The following is a 20,245-nucleotide window of genomic DNA, read 5'->3' as shown; positions in this document are numbered from 1 at the left end:
CAGATGATTGTTAATTGTAAAGAGAACAACACTTATTGTTTGGGTCTGTAGCTCAGCTGGTTAGAGCGCACCCCTGATAAGGGTGAGGTCGGTAGTTCAAATCTACTCAGACCCACCACTTCTTCTTAATACTTCGTTGTAAGCTTCGTTGTTTAGTGAACTAAACGGCCTAAACTTACGCCTTGTCTTAAAAAGAAGTCGGTATACAAACAGTAAGACCAGCATATGTGGGGCTATAGCTCAGCTGGGAGAGCGCCTGCCTTGCACGCAGGAGGTCAGCAGTTCGATCCTGCTTAGCTCCACCACTTTACTTCTTAAAAATAAATATTCTTTTATCGGGTAGCACAATCACCTGAGAATAGAGTGTGTTTAATTTTGAGAAGTTTTTGATTCTCTGCTCTTTAAAAATTTGGAAAAGCTGATAATAAAATTCGTATGAATAACATTGTTATTTGTACAGAGTTTTCAAAAGTAAAAAAGAATGATAGCAGTATCATTCAGTGCCATTTAATAAACGTTTTACGTTTGTTGATTGGTATCTACTTTAGTATTCAATATTAACTTCTGGCGAAGTTAAACTGTCACAAAAAAAAGACCCGTTTGGGTTGTATGGTTAAGTGACTAAGCGTACACGGTGGATGCCTTGGCAGTTGGAGGCGATGAAGGACGTATTAACTTGCGATAAGCCTAGTCAAGCTAGTAAAAAGCACTTGAGACTAGGATTTCCGAATGGGGAAACCCACCTGCTTGCAGGTATCGTTAACTGAATACATAGGTTAACGAGGCGAACGCGGAGAACTGAAACATCTAAGTACCCGTAGGAAAAGAAATCAACCGAGATTCCGATAGTAGCGGCGAGCGAAATCGGAACAGCCCTTAAGCTTATTATGTGTTAATGGAAGGCTCTGGAAAGTGCCACGATACAGGGTGATAGTCCCGTACATGAAAACGCATTTTAAGTGAAATCGAGTAGGTCGGAGCACGTGAAACTTTGACTGAATATAGGTGGACCATCATCTAAGGCTAAATACTCCCAACTGACCGATAGTGAACCAGTACCGTGAGGGAAAGGCGAAAAGAACCCCTGTGAGGGGAGTGAAATAGAACCTGAAACCGTGTACGTACAAGCAGTAGGAGCCCCTCGAGGGTGACTGCGTACCTTTTGTATAATGGGTCAGCGACTTATATTTTGTAGCGAGGTTAACCGATTAGGGTAGCCGTAGGGAAACCGAGTCTTAACTGGGCGAATAGTTGCAAGGTATAGACCCGAAACCCGGTGATCTAGCCATGGGCAGGTTGAAGATTGAGTAACATCAATTGGAGGACCGAACCCACTAACGTTGAAAAGTTAGGGGATGACCTGTGGTTAGGAGTGAAAGGCTAATCAAACCGGGAGATAGCTGGTTCTCCCCGAAATCTATTTAGGTAGAGCCTCGGACGAATACTTACGGGGGTAGAGCACTGTTAAGGCTAGGGGGTCATCCCGACTTACCAACCCTTTGCAAACTCCGAATACCGTAAAGTAATATCCGGGAGACACACGGCGGGTGCTAACGTCCGTCGTGAAGAGGGAAACAACCCAGACCGCCAGCTAAGGTCCCAAAGTCATAGTTAAGTGGGAAACGATGTGGAAAGGCCCAGACAGCCAGGAGGTTGGCTTAGAAGCAGCCATCCTTTAAAGAAAGCGTAATAGCTCACTGGTCGAGTCGGTCTGCGCGGAAGATGTAACGGGGCTAAACTATGCACCGAAGCTGCGGATTCAGAATTTATTCTGAGTGGTAGGGGAGCGTTCTGTAAGCGGTTGAAGGTGTACCGGGAGGTATGCTGGACGTATCAGAAGTGCGAATGCTGACATGAGTAACGATAATGCGGGTGAAAAACCCGCACGCCGGAAGACCAAGGGTTCCTATCCCATGTTAATCAGGGTAGGGTAAGTCGACCCCTAAGGCGAGGCCGAAAGGCGTAGTCGATGGGAAACGGATTAATATTTCCGTACTTGGTATAATTGCGATGGGGGGACGGAGCAGGCTAAGCAAGCATGGCGATGGTAGTCCATGTGAAAGTGTGTAGGCTAGTGACTTAGGTAAATCCGGGTTGCTGTTAGGCTGAGACACGAGACGAGTCACCACGGTGATGAAGTTGCTGATGCCATACTTCCAGGAAAAGCCTCTAAGCTTCAGATTATACCGAATCGTACCCCAAACCGACACAGGTGGTCAGGTAGAGAATACTAAGGCGCTTGAGAGAACTCGGGTGAAGGAACTAGGCAAAATCGTACCGTAACTTCGGGAGAAGGTACGCTCCGATTGGTGATGAGACTTGCTCTCTAAGCTGATTGGAGCCGCAGTGACCAGGTGGCTGGGACTGTTTATTAAAAACACAGCACTGTGCAAAATCGCAAGATGACGTATACGGTGTGACACCTGCCCGGTGCCGGAAGGTTAATTGATGGGGTTATCTTCGGAGAAGCTCTTGATCGAAGCCCCGGTAAACGGCGGCCGTAACTATAACGGTCCTAAGGTAGCGAAATTCCTTGTCGGGTAAGTTCCGACCTGCACGAATGGTGTAACCATGGCCACGCTGTCTCCACCCGAGACTCAGTGAAATTGAAATCGCAGTGAAGATGCTGTGTACCCGCGGCTAGACGGAAAGACCCCGTGAACCTTTACTACAGCTTGGCACTGAACATTGAACCTACATGTGTAGGATAGGTGGGAGACTTTGAAGCAGAGACGCTAGTTTTTGTGGAGTCGTCCTTGAAATACCACCCTTGTAGTTTTGATGTTCTAACGTTGGCCCCTGAATCGGGGTTACGGACAGTGCCTGGTGGGTAGTTTGACTGGGGCGGTCTCCTCCCAAAGAGTAACGGAGGAGCACGAAGGTTGGCTAAGTACGGTCGGACATCGTACGGTTAGTGTAATGGTAGAAGCCAGCTTAACTGCGAGACAGACACGTCGAGCAGGTACGAAAGTAGGTCATAGTGATCCGGTGGTTCTGAATGGAAGGGCCATCGCTCAACGGATAAAAGGTACTCCGGGGATAACAGGCTGATACCGCCCAAGAGTTCATATCGACGGCGGTGTTTGGCACCTCGATGTCGGCTCATCACATCCTGGGGCTGAAGTCGGTCCCAAGGGTATGGCTGTTCGCCATTTAAAGTGGTACGCGAGCTGGGTTTAGAACGTCGTGAGACAGTTCGGTCCCTATCTGCCGTGGGCGTTTGAGAATTGAGAGGGGTTGCTCCTAGTACGAGAGGACCGGAGTGAACGAACCGCTGGTGTTCGGGTTGTCATGCCAATGGCATTGCCCGGTAGCTACGTTCGGAACTGATAAGCGCTGAAAGCATCTAAGCGCGAAGCAGGCCTCGAGATGAGTTCTCACTAGACTTTTAAAGTCTCTGAAGGGCCGTTGAAGACTACAACGTTGATAGGCAAGATGTGGAAGTGGTGTGAGCCATTAAGCTAACTTGTACTAATTACCCGTGAGGCTTAACCATACAACGCCAAACGCGTTTTATGTGATAGTGAAACAAGCGAAGAAGTTAATAGACTAAAGTAGATTACTGAAAACTTTTATTATCAGAATTCCAAATTTTAGTTAGTGCGTAGCGATACGGACTGACAACCAAATTTGCTTGGTGACAATAGCGTTTTGGACCCACCTGACCCCATGCCGAACTCAGTAGTGAAACGAAACAGCGCCGATGATAGTGTAGCATTTGTTATGTGAAAGTAGGTCATTACCAGGCTCCAAATAAGAGAAAGCCCGATTCGAAAGAGTCGGGCTTTTTTACGTCTGCAGGAAAGTGAAAAAACAGGCGCAAGGTGTAGGGAAATAGTTGTGGTATAGGGAATAACTAGTTGGGAAAATTAATATGTGGCTTTATGCGAATAAGTAACTAAGCTTGTGCGTAATTTGACTTGTTGCCTAACCAGCGTTGAATGAGAGGGTCTACATACTGAGGATATTGCTTCAACATCTGTTGTGCTATGGGTCTAACTTGATTTAAGGTCTGCTTATCTCTTGTTAAGTCTGCAATTTTAAATTCTGCTAAGCCGGTTTGTTTTGTTCCAAGGACTTCACCTGGGCCGCGTATTTCTAAATCACGTTCTGCGATAACAAATCCGTCGTTACTATCGCGCAGTACTCCTAACCGTTTCTGTGCGGTATGTGAAAGTGGTGCATGGTATAAAAGCACGCAGTGAGATGCCGTAGCTCCACGGCCTACGCGGCCACGTAGTTGGTGAAGCTGTGCTAAACCTAGGCGCTCAGGGTTTTCGATAATAATCAAACTCGCATTAGGCACATCAACCCCAACTTCGATCACGGTTGTTGCCACAAGTACATGAATTTTACCCGCTTTAAAGTCGCTCATAATGGCTTGCTTTTCCGTAGCTTTCATTCGCCCATGGACTAAGCCAATAGCAAGCTCAGGTAATGCTTCTTTTAGCTGTAATGCACTGTCTTCCGCTGCTTGGCATTGTAGTACTTCAGACTCGTCTATTAGTGTACATACCCAGTAAACCTGTCGACCTTGTTCGTTACAGGCAAGTTTTACGCGACTAATAATGTCATCTCGACGAGTATCAGGAATCGCAACTGTAGTGATAGGAGTCCGCCCAGGTGGTAATTCGTCAATCACCGAGGTTTCTAAGTCTGCATAGGCGGTCATTGCGAGCGTACGTGGTATTGGTGTTGCTGTCATTACTAGTTGATGTGGGTAACAATCAGCAAAGCGGCCTTTTTCACGCAGTGATAAACGTTGATGAACCCCAAAGCGGTGTTGCTCATCAATAATGATAAGTACAAGATTGTTAAATTTTACTTCATCTTGAAATAACGCATGGGTACCGATAATCATTTGCGCTTCACCTGAGGCGATCATTGCAAGTGTACTTACGCGCTCTTTACCTTTTGTTTTACCACCTAACCAAGCAACCGTTATTCCAAGGCTTTCAAACCAGCTAGAAAAGTTGATTCCGTGTTGCTCTGACAATATCTCTGTTGGCGCCATTAATGCGACCTGGTAGCCTTTTGCTATCGCAGTTAACGCGCTCAGTGCTGCGACTAGTGTTTTACCAGAGCCAACGTCCCCTTGGACAAGTCGCATCATAGGGTAAGCGTGTTGCATATCTGCTTTAATTTCTGATACCACACGGCTTTGTGCATTGGTTGGCGCAAAGGGTAATTGTGCTAAAAATTGTGTTTCTAATGAATTAGTGGGCTCAAGTGCAACGGCTTTAACTTGTTGTCCCTGTTCTCTTACTTTTAATAAACTGAGATTTTGTGCCAGTAATTCTTCAAATACGAGCCGCTGCTGAGCTGGGTGAGTCCCTTGTTCAAGCGCACTTATATCAACATCATTAGGAGGGCGATGCAGTAATAATAACGCATCACTTAACGGTAGTTGCGATGGTTGCCATTGTTGGGGAAGTAGCTCTTCTACTGCATACTTTTGAAGTAATTCTATTGCCTGTTCACTCAACGCCCTAATAGAGAGCTGCTTTAACCCCTCGGTTGTTGAATAGACTGGCGTAAGTGTTGATGATGTTGGTTGTTGTTCAAAAGTGTCGCTAATACTGTATTCAGGATGACTCATTTCAAAGCCAATACGTCCGCGACGTATTTCGCCAAAGCAACGAATTATTTTGCCTGTGCTAAATGCATTTTTTTGTGCTGCGGTAAAATTAAAAAATCGTAGTGTTAACCTACCTGTACCATCATTTATTTGGCAAACCAGCATGCGCCGCTTTCCAAAGGTTATTTGACTGGTTTCAATGGTTGCTTGAACAGTTACGTGGCTATGAGGGGTCAACTCACTAATTGTATAAATACGAGTTCTGTCTTCATACCTAAGCGGCAAATGAAATAGCATGTCCTGTACTGTACTAATACCTAGCTTTAAGAGCCGTTCAGCCATTTTAGGACCAACGCCTTTAAGTTCTGTGATTGGGTATTGGCTTAAGCTAGGTTTAGACAATGTAGGCTCAATTATTATTATTTAGTAAGTTAAGTGTACTGATACACTGTATATGCATCAAGTATGTTTTAACGCCTGCCAAAACTGTTCATCAGCAACAATTTCGCCGTTTTCATCAAGAGCAGGGTAAGGTAGGTTTTTTTGTTTGCATTGCCTTGCAATAATTGGGTGGCAGCCTTCAAAGTACATTGGGTGCTTAATTTCTTCACTCAGCATATTTCTATTGTATAAACCAGCTAGATCACGTTGACGCTGCGCCTCAAATAAAATTAGGGCTGCTGCAACGGATACATTTAACGACTGCACCATGCCTTGCATTGGAATAATGATGTTTTGATCTGCATACTCTAAGGCTTGTGGAGAGATCCCCGTTTTTTCTTGACCGACAATAATTGCAGTCGGTTTAGTGTAATCAATTTCTCTGAAGTCGACAGCATCTTCACTTAAATGCGTAGCTAAAATTTGTACATCAGGATTATGAGCACGCATACTTGCAACGGCATCATCTATGTTTCTGTGAAGATGTGTGTCTAACCAGTTTTTACTACCACCAGAGGTATTATTGGTTAGCCACTTTTGTTTTTCTGGCCACACGGCATGCACATGATGACAACCAACGGCATCAGCCGTTCTAACAATTGCTGATAAGTTATGGTGTTTGTGTACGTCTTCTAAACACACGGTAAGGTCGGTTTGACGACGTGAAAGTACACTTTCGATTCTTTGGTAACGAGTTTGCTGCATTGGAGTCCTCTTTTTCGGCAAATTATACGAGATTTTTCACCTTAAGGCACCACTGTTCGACTAATCGGGTTTTGTAATGAGATCAGGGTTTCGGTTGATTGAATGGCTTCTATTGCCTGTATTTTATTGATTAGTACATCTTGTAGATGATCGATAGAGCGGGTCATTACTTTAATAAAAATACTGTAATTACCAGTGGTGTAATATGCTTCGACCACTTCCTCTAATGATTCTAATTTTATAAGTGTTTGCGGATAATCGCGCGCGTTGTTCAAATTAATACCAATAAAACAACACACATCGTAACCTAATTGCTTTGTATTAATGGTTAGTTGAGTACCTGTGATGATCCCTGCATGTTTCATTTTTTCGATTCGCACATGAATTGTTCCTGCGCTTACACTAAAGCGTTTTGCTAATTCAGCATAAGGTGTACGCGCATTATCCATTAATGCATGCAGAATCTGTTTATCAAGATTATCGATTTGATAATTTTCCATAGATTTAACCGTCTTTAATTATGGTATTAGTTTTTTTTATACCATTTTTTTAATGGTTTTAATATCGTAAAGCTATTTTTATTATGGAATATTGAATTAAATAGTTTAATTGTTACGATAACCTCATTGAAGCGCAATTGTGCGCTAAGTAGTAAATACAATAACTGGGAATGAGGCCAATTATTATGAGTTCACATTATGTGCAGCAGCAGCAGCAAATAAGTAAAGTTAAGCAGTTCTTTTCGCAGCAATTAGAACAAAAACTGGGCTTAATTGAAGTTCAAGCGCCTATTTTAGCTAAAGTAGGCGACGGTACACAGGATAACTTAAGTGGGCACGAGAACGCCGTGGCTGTGAATATTAAAGCGATTGCAGATAGCCGTTACGAAGTGGTGCATTCTCTTGCTAAGTGGAAGCGTAAAACCTTGGGTGAATATGGCTTTTCACAAGGTGAGGGAATTTATACGCAAATGAAAGCGTTGCGACCTGATGAAGATTCACTAAGCCCAATCCATTCTGTTTATGTTGATCAATGGGATTGGGAGCAAGTTATTTGTGAAAGTACGCAGCGTTCTTTATCTACTCTCAAGCAAACGGTTGAAACAATTTACCAAGCTATTAAAGCCACTGAACAATATGTTAGTGCAAGCTTTGGCTTAAGAGCATTTTTGCCAGCTAAAATTACTTTTGTACACAGTGAAGAACTGCGTAAAATGTACCCTGACTTTAGCGCTGAGCAGCGTGAGAAAGCGATTGCTCAAGAATATGGTGCTGTGTTTTTAATTGGTATTGGCGGAGCATTAAGTGATGGTAAAATTCATGATGTGAGAGCGCCAGATTACGACGATTGGTCAACACCAACATGTGATCAGTATATGGGATTAAATGGCGATATTTTAGTATGGAATCCAATTCTTGAAGATGCTTTCGAAATATCATCTATGGGAATTCGAGTGAGCCCTGAAGTTTTGCAAGCTCAATTGGGAATTACCGGTGACGAAGACCGTTTAGAGTTTGATTGGCATAAAGCATTGTTAGAAAGTAAATTTCCTCAAACAATTGGTGGTGGTATTGGTCAGTCTCGCTTGGCTATGCTGTTATTACAAAAACAACACATAGGGCAAGTGCAGGTAGGTGTGTGGCCAGCGCAAACCTATGACAGTGTAGACGGCTTACTATAAAGAATAAGGGGCTGTTACTAACAGCCCCTTATAATTAAGTTTTAAACTCAATTTCTATTTTATTGTTTTCTAACTTAACATTACTTGGTGGAAAGTTGCGAGTTGTTTTAAGTAACTTGTTGAATATATGGATTTCCACTCCAGAATGTAAAACGGTATTTACGGTTAAAATGGCTTCATCGAGCATGGTATTTAGTTTTTGCTCTAAACTCGCTATCTGCTTTTCTAGTTGTTCAGCTTGTTGACTATGATGTATCTGAGTTGATCCAATCTTATTCATGAGCTCGCTTTTTTTATCAGCATCTTTAATTAAATCTGCTTTTTCTAATGCAGCTTGTAAGCTATCAACCTGTTCATTTGCAGTTGTTAATTCACTAAAATATTTATCAATATCTTTGGTCATTTGAGTGGCTGAAGCGGCTAAATTAATTGCCATTTTAGCCCCTGATTCGTTACCAATTTCTCCGGCAATTAGTTTAGTGGCATCTAAAATTTCACCTCCAAATAACTTTCCTTTAGGTAGTTCTGATTGACCAATTTGAATTATATTTTTTGCTTTCATTGAGCTGTGGCTGGCTTGGCGGTCAAGCAATATGCTGTTAGCTTCAATGTAGCAATATTGAGAGTGTGAGGCATGCACATCACCTGCGCAAATTATTCTGCAAGACAGTGATTTATCTTCAGGCTTTTGATGGCCAATCACCCCTTGTTTTACAAGTATATCGCCACCGGCGGTTAATTCTCCAGATTCGACTGTACCAAAAACGGTAATGTCACCTGTTGCATTTATCCTCATTCCTGGCTCTACATTTTTACTAACTATTACACTACCTTCAAAGTCGATATGGCCTGTTTTTACAGACACATCGTTAACAGTGAAAATATCGTCAACACGCATTCCGTTATTTATTTCAACAGGCACGCCGGCAATAGTTGAAAGTAATTCCATCGGGTTATTTTTTGATATTTCAGTACCCTCACCTGCAATTAGGGCATGAACTTGCCCTGGTTTGGCTGGTAAAACATCACCTATCACGGTAAACCCTTCTTGACCAGGAGTAGCAGGTTGCTGCTGGATTAGTAATTCACCCGGTTTAACACTTGCTAATTTACCAAAATCACGCATATCAACACTACCGTCTTCTTTTAATTTGGGTGCTTTAAGGCGGTCTTTTAAGGTTTTAACCATGGCTTTAAATTTACTATCTTGGCCGTCAGTAGGTAAACGTCCTTTAGCAAGTGGCCCGCTAACTACAGAGCCAGGTGGAAGCTCAAATTGCTTTTGTAAAAGCTGCTCTAAAAATGCTTGTTTATAACCTCTAGCAACATGCGCTTTCACTAATTCTTTTTTAGCTTCATCAAAACTGAGTGTTGCGCCACCTTTGGCGAGAGTGAGCGTGCCAGTGGCTAGCATTTTATCATCGCTGATTTCAACGATTAAGGTTGCATCGTGGCGTGTTGCAACGACTAAGATTCGTTCAGGTGTTTCACTGTTGAAATAGTTATTTATGGCGTCATGATCGATTTCACACTCGCTGTAAGGCGATTGTTCAATTGCTTCAATGATAAAAGCAGCACTGGTGGGTGCAGATTTACTCGTATCGAGCAATACATTGCCATTATGAGCAAGCTTAAACACAAGTTATCCTTTTCTACTACAAAAGTAAGGTTTAATAAAATAACGTGATTACAGAGTGCTAGAATTTTAGTTTTGAGTCAAGAATTCATCAAAGTGTAGCTATAGAATGGGATAAAAGCTATGAGCGGCGCTCATAGCTTATAGAGGTTAGTTTGTTGAAGGAAGTTCCATAATGCCGTCAATTTCTACTTGTACACCTTTAGGGAGTGCACGAACGCCAATAGCTGCACGCGCAGGGTAAGGCTGTTTAAAATATTGGCTCATAACTTCGTTCACAATGGCAAAGTTTGAAAGATCAGTAAGGTAAATATTAACTTTTACTAGGTCTTGAATAGAACCGCCAGCTTCCTCACAAACCGCACTGATATTTTTAAATACTTGATGTGTTTGCTCACTAAAGTCTTCAGAAATAACGTCCATTGTTTCTGGGACAAGTGGTATTTGCCCTGATAAATAAACAGCTGTCCCCACTTTTACTGCTTGGCTATATGTACCAATTGCTGCAGGTGCTTTATCCGTTGATATAAATGCTTTATTCATGATGTTCCTATTTTATTTTTTACGATAGACTTTTTGTACATCGGGCATAACACGTATGCGGCGCATAATATTGGCGACATGAATACGGTTTTTAACTGTGATCCCTAAGTCTATCACGTATAAATTACTTTCTTTTTCATCGGTAGCTATTTCTACAATATTGGCCTGCGTAGTGGCGACCACATTGGTTAATTTAGCCAGCGCACCTTGGTGGTTAATGATTTCTACTCTTAAAGTCGCTATATATTCTTTTTCTGGATTATCATCCCACTTTACGACTAGGTATTTCGAACGATCATTTTCCCAACCACGAATATTTTTACACTCTTGGCGATGAACGGTTAAACCTTTACCTTGGCTAACATGGGCAGTAATAGCGTCTCCAGGTACAGGACGACAACATTTAGAATAATTAACCAACATGCCTTCGGTACCAATAATGGTTGCCTTGGCACGCTTTGCGATATCGTTTAAATCATCATTGTCGTTTTGTAATAAGCGTTTAGCAATCAGCATACTCATTAAGTTACCTGAGCCAATCTCTACTAGCAGTTCTAAGGTAGAGGAAAGCTCATGCTCTTCAAGCACTCGGGTAATATTTTCAGCTGGCAGGTTATCAAATTTGTTTTCCCCTAGCGCTGAGTCAAGTAAGCGACGACCAAGTAATAACGCTTCTTCATGCTGTTGACTTTTAAGGTAGTTGCGTACGCCTAAGCGTGCTTTGCCAGTAACAATAAAGTTAAGCCATGTTGCGTTAGGGTGAGCGCCTGAACTGGTAATAATTTCTATTGTTTGCCCTGTATCAATGGCTTTACTTAAAGGATAAGGCTTGCGGTTCACACGTGCACCGACACAAGTATTACCTACATCAGTATGAACTGCATAAGCAAAATCAACCGCTGTTGCACCCATAGGAAGTTCAATAATCCGACCATCTGGGGTAAAGACATAAATTTCTTCTGGGAATAGCTCTGTTTTTACATTCTCTACAAATTCAAACGAGGAACCTGCGCTTTGTTGTAATTCCAATAAGCTTTGCATCCATTGGCGTGCGCGCTGTTGTGCAGTATGACCCGCATTGTCACCCGACTTTTTATACATCCAGTGAGCTGCGACCCCTTTATCAGCCATGTGATCCATATCTAAAGTACGAATTTGAATTTCTACAGGAATACCATGCGGGCCAACTAAAGAAGTATGTAATGATTGGTAACCATTAGTTTTTGGTACAGCAATATAGTCTTTAAAGCGGGTTTCAATTGGCTTATATAAGTTATGAGCTACACCAAGTACGCGATAACAGGTATCCATAGAGTCTACTGCAATACGAAATGCGTAAATATCCATGACTTCGTTAAACAGCAGCTCTTTGTTGAGCATTTTTTTATAAATACTGTATAGATGCTTTTCACGGCCTGATACGGTCGCTTTTATGCCAGATTCTTCAAGGCGAGCTTCAATTTCAGTTTGAATATTTGAAATAACTTCTTTGCGATTACCACGCGCTTTAGCCACTTCCGATTTAAGTGCACGATGACGCATAGGGTACAGTGCTTGAAAACCTAAATCTTCTAGCTCATTTTTTATATCATGAATACCTAAGCGATTAGCAATTGGTGCATAAATCTCAAGGGTTTCACGAGCAATACGGCGGCGTTTATCAGGACGAAGTGCGCCTAATGTGCGCATGTTGTGTGTTCTATCAGCTAGCTTGATTAAAATAACCCGAATATCTTGGGTCATTGCCATAATCATTTTTCGATAGTTTTCAGCTTGGAACTCTTTTTTATCTTTGAAGCTCAATTTATCAAGCTTGCTCACACCCTCTACGAGTTCTGCCACCGTTTCACCAAATATTTCAGCTAAATCTTGTTGGCTAAAATCGGTATCTTCAATCACATCATGCATGAGTGCTGCCATGAGCGTTTCATGGTCAAGATGCATGCTTGCTAATATTTGAGTGACTTCAACGGGGTGAGTAATGTAAGGCTCGCCACTTGAACGAGTTTGACCCTCATGAGCCTCTCGGGCTACCACGTAGGCTTTTTGAACTAGCTCAACATCGTCTGCTGGCAAGTATTTTGAGATTTTCTTTTTAAGACCTTCAAAAAGATACATTCACACTCCAATGTTCTCGTGAAGCAAATAAGTTAGGATAAGTTACGAATATACGATGAAAACAAAGGATTGCCAACGGCTATAGTTGAAAAACTATGCCGTTAGCTAAATCAGACCGGGCGGTTGATTATTGGTTGCCACCAACAATGGCAGCAACAGCAGCTAGTTCTGCCGCTTCTTGATGTTGTTGTTCTTCACGGTCAATAACATCCATTGAAGAATTATCAACTAAACCAAGTTCGATTTCACGTAAAGCAACAACTGTCGGCTTATCGTTCTCAGGATCTACTAGTGGATCTTTACCACCAACAGCAATTTGGCGGGCACGACGGGCCGCAACTAAAATTAAGTCAAAACGATTACCAATTGCATCTACTGCATCTTCAACTGTTACGCGAGCCATCTTAGCACTCCAAAATAATTTAAAAGCAAAGGCGTAGTTTACTGCACGCAGCAAGTTTCGCCAATAGCCAGTGGTTAATTTTTATCTATTTTAAGGCATGAACCGAAAATTAATCGTAATTTAGATTACTTGAGCAGCTCATTAATTAAAGTTTGATGACGTGTTGTTTGTGCTTTTAGCCTTAATCGCTGTGCAATTACTATGGTTTCTAAATCGCGTAAAGCAGTATCAAAATCATCATTCACTACAACATAGTCGTATTCGTTGTAATGAGAGGTTTCTGATTGAGCTTGCGCCATTCGACCTGCAATAATTTCAGCAGAGTCTTGGCCGCGATTATTTAAACGTTGTTCTAGCTCTTGTTTTGATGGCGGAAGAATAAAGATAGTTTTTACGTCGTCCATTATTTCTCGAACTTGGCGAGCGCCTTGCCAGTCAATATCTAAAAATACATCAATGCCTGCGGCGAGTTGCTCTTCAATCGCTTGCTTAGAAGTACCATAATAGTTATCAAATACTTGTGCCCATTCAAAAAAATCATCTTTGGCAATCAGCGCTTTAAACTCATCAACTGATACAAAGTGGTAATGTTCTGCATTATTTTCACCAGGGCGCGGTGCGCGAGTGGTGTGCGATACCGATACTTTCATATCAGCATGCTTTTTAAGTAGTGCATTTATTAAGCTAGATTTACCTGCCCCAGAAGGTGCCGATAAAATGAATAAGTTTCCGCGAGAGTGTGCCATGATTTTTTACCTAAAATGAACAAGCACAGCCATTAAAAAGGCCAGCCTTAATTCCTCTATTGTACTTTATTTAATGAAGCTTACTCAACTGCTGCATGTTTAAAGCAAATAGCCAGTGTCTACGAGCACAGGTACAGAAAGCTAGTGAAGATACTTTTGGCTCTCGCATAATGCAAATACATGTGTTGCAACTTGCATATCTAAGTGATGTAATTTTTTATTATTATTTAAATTCAATAGGTTAAAGTTTGGAATAAAGTCTGCATTAGTTCAACTATGTAACTATAGAGGGCTTACGTATGAAATTAACCCATCTCGGAAAAGTTTGCTGTGTATTGTGGCCTTGCACCGTTCTTAGTCAGCCATTTGAGAATTGTCCAAGCCAGGCTTTTTTAATGCAAGATGCTAAAGCACAGTTATACGGTATAGATTTAGTATCGGCTAAGCCTACGGTGTTAGCCGCGACTTTAACGTTTGCTACTGAGGCAAACAATGAAAGCGTAAATGCCATTGGCTTTAATTATAAAGATCAGTATTTGTATGGCTTTAGTCGCCAAGCACCAAAAAGTGTGGTGCAAATAGACAGTAACTACCAAATGGCTCGCTTAAATATCACAGGGCTGCCAGATACTAATTTTTATGTAGGTGACATTCAGGTAACAGGCGATGCAGCAAATCAGCGCGCTTCATATTATGTTTATACTCCTCGGTATGGGCTTTACGAAATTGATTTAAACTTAGATTTAACCGCTGAGATTACTGCGCAGCTTTTACCTAATAGTGCTAACTGGAATTTAGGGATTTATGATTTTGCCTTTCATCCACAAAGTAATTTACTTTATGCAGTTGAATCAAATGGTGATTTGCATGAAATTAACGTTGCTAATAATACTTCTAAATTTATAACTCAGCTCGATATTGGTGATGATACGGGCGCATTTGGTGCCGCTTACTTTGACATTGACGGTCAGTTTTACTTTAGTAATAACAAAAGCGGAAAAATACATAAAGTTGATTTAAGTATTAGCCCCGTAGTTGACTACACACCAACAGCAAACGTATTTACCTCAGGACCTAAATCTAGTCAAAATGATGGTGCGCGATGCGCTATTGCAGAAGTTGCAGTTACCGATAGTTCTATCGATTTTGGTGATGCTCCTCGTCCATATAACACGAGTCTTGAGCAAAGTGGTGCTCGACACTTATTTGATCCTAATAGTACTGGTAGTAATCTTATTTACTTGGGTGAAACGGTCGATGGTGAAAACATCAATACGAATGATGATTTAATCAAGAATCCCATTGATGACTCCGATGACGGGGTTAGTTTTGTAACCGCGATTGCTGCAGGGCAAGATAGCCAAATTATTGTTAACGCGTCAGCTGATAGCTTTTTATATGCTTGGTTTGACTGGGATCAAAATGGTGGCTTTAGTGAATCTGAGCGCATGGTAACTAAGTATCCGCTTAACAAAGGTGATAATAGTATTTTAGTTAGCGTACCGAGCAATGTTAAAGCAGGGCAAACATGGGCTCGCTTTCGAGTTACTGATGGCTCCGAGGCATCATTAATTACTGCCACGGGTGGGGTGCTAGGTGGCGAAGTGGAAGATTATCCAATAACCACATTTGCTAGCGCTGTTTATCCTGGTGAAAACGATTGGGTTACGCTTGCCTATGAAGATAAATGGCCGTTCTCAGGCGATTACGACTTTAATGATGTCGTTGTAAATTATCGTACTACGCAGCTGATTGAAGGAAGCAATGTGGTTGGCTATAAAATTGATGGTCAACTTGTTGGAGTGGGCGCAACTTATCACAATGGTTTTGCTGTAAGGCTTACAGAAACTACTAATAGCACAACCAATGCTATTTTAAGCAGTGAAATTGATGAGCAAAATATCATTTACACTATCAATGGAGAGCCGCAACTAGACTCGCCATTAGAAGCAAACCGTGAGCAGGCAATTTTGATTTTCATGCAGGACACTTGGCAACATATTACGAAGCAAGCCGGCTGTGATTACTTTAGAACCGAAAGCAATTGTGACGTAAACAGTAAAGTAACGTTTAGTATGACTATTCCATTAAAAGCAGCTAAAGCGCTAGCGAATGCACCTGGTACACTTCTCGATCCGTTCATTTTTGGTAGCGAAGGATTTTATCATGGTGACTTTTTAGTTGGTAAAAATGCAAGAAGCTGGGAGGTTCATCTAAAAAACCAAGCGCCAACAGAGGCTTTCGATAGTAGTTTATTCGCTGTTAATGGTGCAGATGATGCCACTCAGCAAGCCTCTGAGTTATTTTTTCAAACTGAAAATGGCCTTCCATGGGCAATTGAAGTCGGTATGCAGTGGCTACATCCACTTGAAGGGGTAGACATCACCAACGCTTATGATCGTTTTGCTAATTTTGCACAGTCGTCAGGTCAGCAAGCGCCGCAGTGGTTTAACAGTTACAACGCACCGAGTGTGGTTGTTAAAGGAGAACAGTAATGAATAAATTAACCGTTATCTTATGCTCATTATCACTGTTAACAGCCTGCGGGGGCGGAGGCGATGAAAGTGCAGCACCTGCCCCGACTAATGTAGCTCCACCAGTTGCTGATCCAGTAACAGCTGAGCCCCAAGGAATGGCAAACTTAGTTATCAATAATGACTTTAACTTATCAACAAAATTTAATTTAGCTATTGATGTAGCGCTTTCTAGAGGTGATGAAAGAGCGTATCTGAATATTTGTCAGAAAAAATCGAATGCAGAGCGAGCAGATTACAATAATTGCTTATTTAGAGCCCCTTTAACGCAAGGTGCACTCACAACTACCCTTGCGATGAGCAGACAAGATATTGAGCTAGTAGCGGAAATTTGGTTTTACGATACCAGCACCCAACCACTTGCTTTTACTTGGCAGTTTGATGCTCAAACACAAAACCAAATGTTTGAGATTAGATAACATCAGGTTATGTCGAGTTCTGGTTAAGTTTTATCGGCTTAATTGATAAAACTCAAAGTTAAGATAAAGAATATACTCAGGTATATTCTTTTTTTATTGTTAAAAGGGGCGTTCATGTTCAAGGTTATTTCGAGTAGGCGGTGTAATTCAAAAAGAGGTTATAGCATTGCTGTTATCGCAGTAATTGCCTTGATGCTAATTGTTGCCGCATTTAATCCGTGGCAATTTTATTACGCTGATTTATTAATATCCTTTCGGTTTCCTTTGTTAGCTGCTGCGTTGTTTTTTGCACTGTTACTGCTTGCGCTAAAAAAACTATGGCTAGGGGGAGTGATTGCGATTATTTGTATTATCAATTTAAGTTCACTTTTACCGCTGCATTCATTAGAAGTCATTCCCTCGAAGGCTGCGATAACAGTTAAGCAAATTAATCTAAATTACAATAATCCCTATGTAGACATGCATCTAAAGAACTTACAAAACCAGCAATGGGATGTGCTTGTTTTTCAGGAGTTTAGCGATTTAAACCGGCATTTGCTCAAACCGTTTTTAAATAAAGCTAGTTTGTTTGGTTATCGCGAAGTCGAAGGGATCCCCTACGGCATTGTGGTTATTTCGCGTTTACCGATTATACACAGACAGCAAGTTAAATTAGATGGCGACCGATTAGGTTATATTAAGCTTAAGCTGTTATTAGATAAACATCCTATTACCGCTTTTATTGCCCATCCACCTTCACCAAGAACTGCTACTCATTGGCATAATCGTAATCGGTTATTATCAGCAATGAACGAGGCGAGTACAAAAGAGATAGATCCTTGGTTTATTGCGGGAGATTTAAATATTGTTCCCTGGTCGAGCTATTTTAATTGGTTTAATGCGCAAAGTTGTTATGCAGCTGCAAATGCATATACCAGCTTTGCACCTACTGCAATAAAACACACTTTAATGACAGGCTTGCCAATTGACCATTGTATTTTCAATCAAGAGTTTAATTTATCTTCTCTGGAAGTGAGTGAGTTTAAAGGCAGCGATCATAAAATATTAAGTTATACATTAAATTTAAAAAGTTAGGTGAAGTATTTACTTTAGGCCAATACAAAACAAATAGCTTAAACGCTATTTGCTGTGTATTGGCGAAGTATTTATGATGCAGTAGTAAATGTGTTTTTTAAATCATGTAATAAATGGCGTAAATTACGTTTATGCGGGAATAACGTAAACGCGGCAGTTGTAGTCGATAACGCTTTAAATTTTGCGCCTATTTCTCGATAATACTCACCGTAGCATTCTAATATACGTGCCTGTGCTTTTATTTGTGCAATCATTCCAGCATCTCTTTTGCAGCGTGAAACAATTTCTTTCATCGCGTTGAGCCTATTTTTACGATTCGCAGTAATAGAGCCCGCTCTCATTAAGTAATCCATGGCTATGCGCGGTGAAAAAGCTACATCACCAATTCTTGCAAGTTTTAACCAGCAATCCCAATCACTTGCGCTGTTTAATACGTTATCAAATCGGCCGATATAATTAATGGCTGAGCGTTTAACCATAACTGAAGAGGTTCCTATTACATTAGCAAAAATAAGCAAGTCCATTGGCGACTTTAAATTTTGGTAGCCCATATTTTTCTTATCAACAAATTTTGAAAATTCAGGCCAAAAAGAAAAGCAATCCACAATAGGCTCATAGTCTTCATTTACATGCATATAGTTAGTAAAGCTTAAAACACATTCGGAGTTTTCTTTCATATAACCTAATTGCTCATACAGTTTATCATCACTCCAATAGTCGTCGGCATCTAAGAATGCAATGTAGTCCCCTTTAGAAGCTGCAATAGCGCGGTTGCGTACATTAACTACACCGGTATTTTCTTGTTCTAAAATAACCAGCTGTGGAAATGTGTTCTGCGCTTTTCTCAACCATTCAACACTGCCATCGGTTGAGCCATCGTCTACAACGATAATTTCTAGATTGACATTTTTTTGAGCAATAACACTACTCAGTGCCTTTGCTAAATACTGTTTGCAATTGTAGTTTGGGATAATAACGCTTATTTCTATATTCATGAGCTGCACCCTGGCTTCTATTAATTAACTAGATAAGTGCTACGCAAGTTAAGCGCCAAGTATTTTTATAGCTTTGTGGAGTGTTTTTTGTCTAATGCTTTGCATTTTGCAATATATGTTCGCAAATTGACTTTAATCTAACCATTTTTAGTGCTTTTTAACTGGGCATGGTTCTTGCGAAATAACCATTAGAATCTTTTGGAGTATTTAGCATGAAACATATAGGCATTGTTGTACCAAGCTTCCATATCCCGTCAGAAACCTTTGTGGTGACAGAAATAAATGCACTTGTTAAAGCAGGTCATAAAGTAAGTGTTATTACCTTTGAGAATTTAAATACCAGTGCAAATCTCGATAGCAGTGTAAATGTAATTATCATTAAAAAGTCTTTTAGTGCTGCTGCTAAATTTGCAATGTCTAAGCCGCTAGTAGCTCTTAACGCTGCTAAAATTGCTTTTCGCTTTACCTCAATCTCAGCCATGTCGCTTCTAGGGTATGGGTTAAACATTGCAGAAATAATTAAGCGGCACGGTATCTCTCATATACATTGTCACTTTATGCATGCACCGTTGGCATACTCGATTGTTGCTAGCAAAATTGCGGGTATTAGTGTCTCTTCAATCGGTCATGGTCATGATGTATATGTAAACGATACCGATCTCAAACTCAAGCTTTCGTTATGTGATTTCTCGGTTGCTGTGTGTAAAGACATGGCTCAAAAACTAAGTAATTACAAAGTTGGAAAAGTTGAGCTATTGCATTGTGGTGTTGATTTAAGTTTATTTAGCAGCACTCCAAATCGACTTCATGAGTCTGTTAAATTGTTATTCATTGGGCGCTTAGTTGAAAAGAAAGGACTGCAATTTCTATTACCCGCTATAAAAAAATTAAGTAAAAAATACGCCATATGTCTAGACATCGTGGGCGAAGGCCCATTAATGAATGATTTAAAGTTTTTGTGTGAAGAGCTTGGGCTTGATAAAGATGTTCGATTTTTAGGGCGTCGTACGCCTCTTTGGTTATCAAAAAATACCAGTAACTACTCAGCACTGGTTGCGCCATTTTGTGTATCTAGTAATGGTGACAGAGACACTGGGCCAGTAGTTCTTAAAGAAGCTATGGCCAGTGGTATTCCTGTGCTAACGACCAAGCTTATGGGGGCAAAAGAAATTGTAAATGATTCTGTTGGTTTTAAATGTGAGCCTTCAAGCATTATTGGTTTAGAGACTATCTTAACTCAATTCTGTGAGCTTAATCCCTATGAACGATATGCCAAAGGTATCAATGCTAAACGATTGGTAGCAAATAAATTTAATGCCAGCTCACAAGCTAAAAAGTTGTCATCTTGGGTGCAAAACTCATAAGGAATGAA

Annotated in this window: 14 protein-coding genes, 2 tRNA genes and 2 rRNA genes; 9 read left to right on the top strand and 9 right to left on the bottom strand. The window is 41.0% G+C overall.

The window, feature by feature from the left end; genetic code table 11:
- The first annotated feature begins 41 nt into the window (after positions 1–41).
- From AC0VZ5_RS14515 to rrf, 4 genes are all read left to right on the top strand, one after another.
- Positions 42–118 (top strand) — tRNA-Ile (locus tag AC0VZ5_RS14515).
- A gap of 111 nt (positions 119–229) precedes the next feature.
- A tRNA-Ala gene (locus AC0VZ5_RS14510) sits at positions 230–305 on the top strand.
- Between the two features lie 306 nt (positions 306–611).
- Positions 612–3,496 (top strand): 23S ribosomal RNA (locus AC0VZ5_RS14505).
- Between the two features lie 137 nt (positions 3,497–3,633).
- Positions 3,634–3,748, top strand: a 5S ribosomal RNA gene (gene rrf, locus AC0VZ5_RS14500).
- A 150-nt stretch (positions 3,749–3,898) separates the two neighbouring features.
- Here rrf and recG read toward each other — a convergent pair.
- From recG to asnC, 3 genes are read right to left on the bottom strand one after another with little or no spacing between them, the layout of a single operon-like run.
- Positions 3,899–5,980, bottom strand: a complete 2,082-nt coding sequence (gene recG, locus AC0VZ5_RS14495) for an ATP-dependent DNA helicase RecG (RefSeq protein WP_075169554.1) — start codon at positions 5,978–5,980, stop codon at positions 3,899–3,901.
- 57 nt (positions 5,981–6,037) lie between these two features.
- Positions 6,038–6,724 (bottom strand): tRNA (guanosine(18)-2'-O)-methyltransferase TrmH, encoded by a 687-nt coding sequence (gene trmH, locus AC0VZ5_RS14490; RefSeq protein ID WP_010392977.1) that lies wholly within the window; start codon positions 6,722–6,724, stop codon positions 6,038–6,040.
- Between the two features lie 41 nt (positions 6,725–6,765).
- On the bottom strand, positions 6,766–7,224 hold the full coding sequence (gene asnC, locus AC0VZ5_RS14485; RefSeq protein WP_008108204.1) for a transcriptional regulator AsnC: 459 nt from the start codon (positions 7,222–7,224) through the stop codon (positions 6,766–6,768).
- A 185-nt stretch (positions 7,225–7,409) separates the two neighbouring features.
- On the opposite strand from asnC, the gene asnA reads away from it, so the two are divergent.
- Positions 7,410–8,405: an aspartate--ammonia ligase gene (gene asnA, locus AC0VZ5_RS14480; protein ID WP_475473421.1), complete on the top strand. Its 996-nt coding sequence runs from the start codon at positions 7,410–7,412 to the stop codon at positions 8,403–8,405.
- A gap of 34 nt (positions 8,406–8,439) precedes the next feature.
- Here asnA and AC0VZ5_RS14475 read toward each other — a convergent pair whose 3' ends face one another.
- From AC0VZ5_RS14475 to gmk, 5 genes are all read right to left on the bottom strand, one after another.
- Positions 8,440–10,044: a DUF342 domain-containing protein gene (locus AC0VZ5_RS14475; protein WP_475473419.1), complete on the bottom strand. Its 1,605-nt coding sequence runs from the start codon at positions 10,042–10,044 to the stop codon at positions 8,440–8,442.
- Positions 10,045–10,191: 147 nt separating this feature from the next.
- Positions 10,192–10,584, bottom strand: a complete 393-nt coding sequence (locus AC0VZ5_RS14470) for a RidA family protein (protein ID WP_010392969.1) — start codon at positions 10,582–10,584, stop codon at positions 10,192–10,194.
- 12 nt (positions 10,585–10,596) lie between these two features.
- On the bottom strand, positions 10,597–12,702 hold the full coding sequence (gene spoT, locus AC0VZ5_RS14465) for a bifunctional GTP diphosphokinase/guanosine-3',5'-bis pyrophosphate 3'-pyrophosphohydrolase (RefSeq protein ID WP_109875868.1): 2,106 nt from the start codon (positions 12,700–12,702) through the stop codon (positions 10,597–10,599).
- A 127-nt stretch (positions 12,703–12,829) separates the two neighbouring features.
- Positions 12,830–13,105, bottom strand: coding sequence for a DNA-directed RNA polymerase subunit omega (gene rpoZ, locus AC0VZ5_RS14460; protein WP_008108220.1), 276 nt, complete (start codon positions 13,103–13,105; stop codon positions 12,830–12,832).
- A gap of 125 nt (positions 13,106–13,230) precedes the next feature.
- Positions 13,231–13,851: a guanylate kinase gene (gmk, locus tag AC0VZ5_RS14455; protein ID WP_138606310.1), complete on the bottom strand. Its 621-nt coding sequence runs from the start codon at positions 13,849–13,851 to the stop codon at positions 13,231–13,233.
- Between the two features lie 299 nt (positions 13,852–14,150).
- On the opposite strand from gmk, the gene AC0VZ5_RS14450 reads away from it, so the two are divergent.
- The 3 genes from AC0VZ5_RS14450 (at position 14,151) to AC0VZ5_RS14440 (ending at position 17,878) form a co-directional block, all read left to right on the top strand.
- Positions 14,151–16,346 (top strand): LruC domain-containing protein, encoded by a 2,196-nt coding sequence (locus tag AC0VZ5_RS14450; RefSeq protein ID WP_138606312.1) that lies wholly within the window; start codon positions 14,151–14,153, stop codon positions 16,344–16,346.
- Complete coding sequence (locus tag AC0VZ5_RS14445) at positions 16,346–16,804, top strand: hypothetical protein (RefSeq protein WP_055013274.1); 459 nt, start codon at positions 16,346–16,348, stop codon at positions 16,802–16,804. The genes AC0VZ5_RS14450 and AC0VZ5_RS14445 overlap by 1 nt, the downstream gene beginning before the upstream one ends.
- Before the next feature lie 114 nt (positions 16,805–16,918).
- On the top strand, positions 16,919–17,878 hold the full coding sequence (locus AC0VZ5_RS14440) for an endonuclease/exonuclease/phosphatase family protein (protein WP_290171350.1): 960 nt from the start codon (positions 16,919–16,921) through the stop codon (positions 17,876–17,878).
- A gap of 71 nt (positions 17,879–17,949) precedes the next feature.
- Here AC0VZ5_RS14440 and AC0VZ5_RS14435 read toward each other — a convergent pair whose 3' ends face one another.
- The gene (locus tag AC0VZ5_RS14435) at positions 17,950–18,873 is read right to left on the bottom strand and encodes a glycosyltransferase family 2 protein (RefSeq protein WP_138606314.1); all 924 of its coding nucleotides are present in this window, start codon (positions 18,871–18,873) and stop codon (positions 17,950–17,952) included.
- A 212-nt stretch (positions 18,874–19,085) separates the two neighbouring features.
- Here AC0VZ5_RS14435 and AC0VZ5_RS14430 point away from each other — a divergent pair, with 212 nt between their 5' ends.
- On the top strand, positions 19,086–20,237 hold the full coding sequence (locus AC0VZ5_RS14430; RefSeq protein WP_138606316.1) for a glycosyltransferase: 1,152 nt from the start codon (positions 19,086–19,088) through the stop codon (positions 20,235–20,237).
- Positions 20,238–20,245 lie beyond the last annotated feature (8 nt).

Source organism: Pseudoalteromonas sp. QJM3NY_12, from assembly GCF_056173165.1.
This window is presented reverse-complemented; position numbering and strand designations above follow the sequence as displayed.

What these genes read in the sequence shown, in the direction of transcription:
- trmH (WP_010392977.1), bottom strand. Translation starts at nt 6,724, where the DNA reads ATGCAGCAAACTCGTTACCAAAGAATCGAAAGTGTACTTTCACGTCGT.
- asnC (WP_008108204.1), bottom strand. Translation starts at nt 7,224, where the DNA reads ATGGAAAATTATCAAATCGATAATCTTGATAAACAGATTCTGCATGCA.
- asnA (WP_475473421.1), top strand. Translation starts at nt 7,410, where the DNA reads ATGAGTTCACATTATGTGCAGCAGCAGCAGCAAATAAGTAAAGTTAAG.
- AC0VZ5_RS14470 (WP_010392969.1), bottom strand. Translation starts at nt 10,584, where the DNA reads ATGAATAAAGCATTTATATCAACGGATAAAGCACCTGCAGCAATTGGT.
- spoT (WP_109875868.1), bottom strand. Translation starts at nt 12,702, where the DNA reads ATGTATCTTTTTGAAGGTCTTAAAAAGAAAATCTCAAAATACTTGCCA.
- rpoZ (WP_008108220.1), bottom strand. Translation starts at nt 13,105, where the DNA reads ATGGCTCGCGTAACAGTTGAAGATGCAGTAGATGCAATTGGTAATCGT.
- gmk (WP_138606310.1), bottom strand. Translation starts at nt 13,851, where the DNA reads ATGGCACACTCTCGCGGAAACTTATTCATTTTATCGGCACCTTCTGGG.
- AC0VZ5_RS14450 (WP_138606312.1), top strand. Translation starts at nt 14,151, where the DNA reads ATGAAATTAACCCATCTCGGAAAAGTTTGCTGTGTATTGTGGCCTTGC.
- AC0VZ5_RS14445 (WP_055013274.1), top strand. Translation starts at nt 16,346, where the DNA reads ATGAATAAATTAACCGTTATCTTATGCTCATTATCACTGTTAACAGCC.
- AC0VZ5_RS14440 (WP_290171350.1), top strand. Translation starts at nt 16,919, where the DNA reads ATGTTCAAGGTTATTTCGAGTAGGCGGTGTAATTCAAAAAGAGGTTAT.
- AC0VZ5_RS14435 (WP_138606314.1), bottom strand. Translation starts at nt 18,873, where the DNA reads ATGAATATAGAAATAAGCGTTATTATCCCAAACTACAATTGCAAACAG.
- AC0VZ5_RS14430 (WP_138606316.1), top strand. Translation starts at nt 19,086, where the DNA reads ATGAAACATATAGGCATTGTTGTACCAAGCTTCCATATCCCGTCAGAA.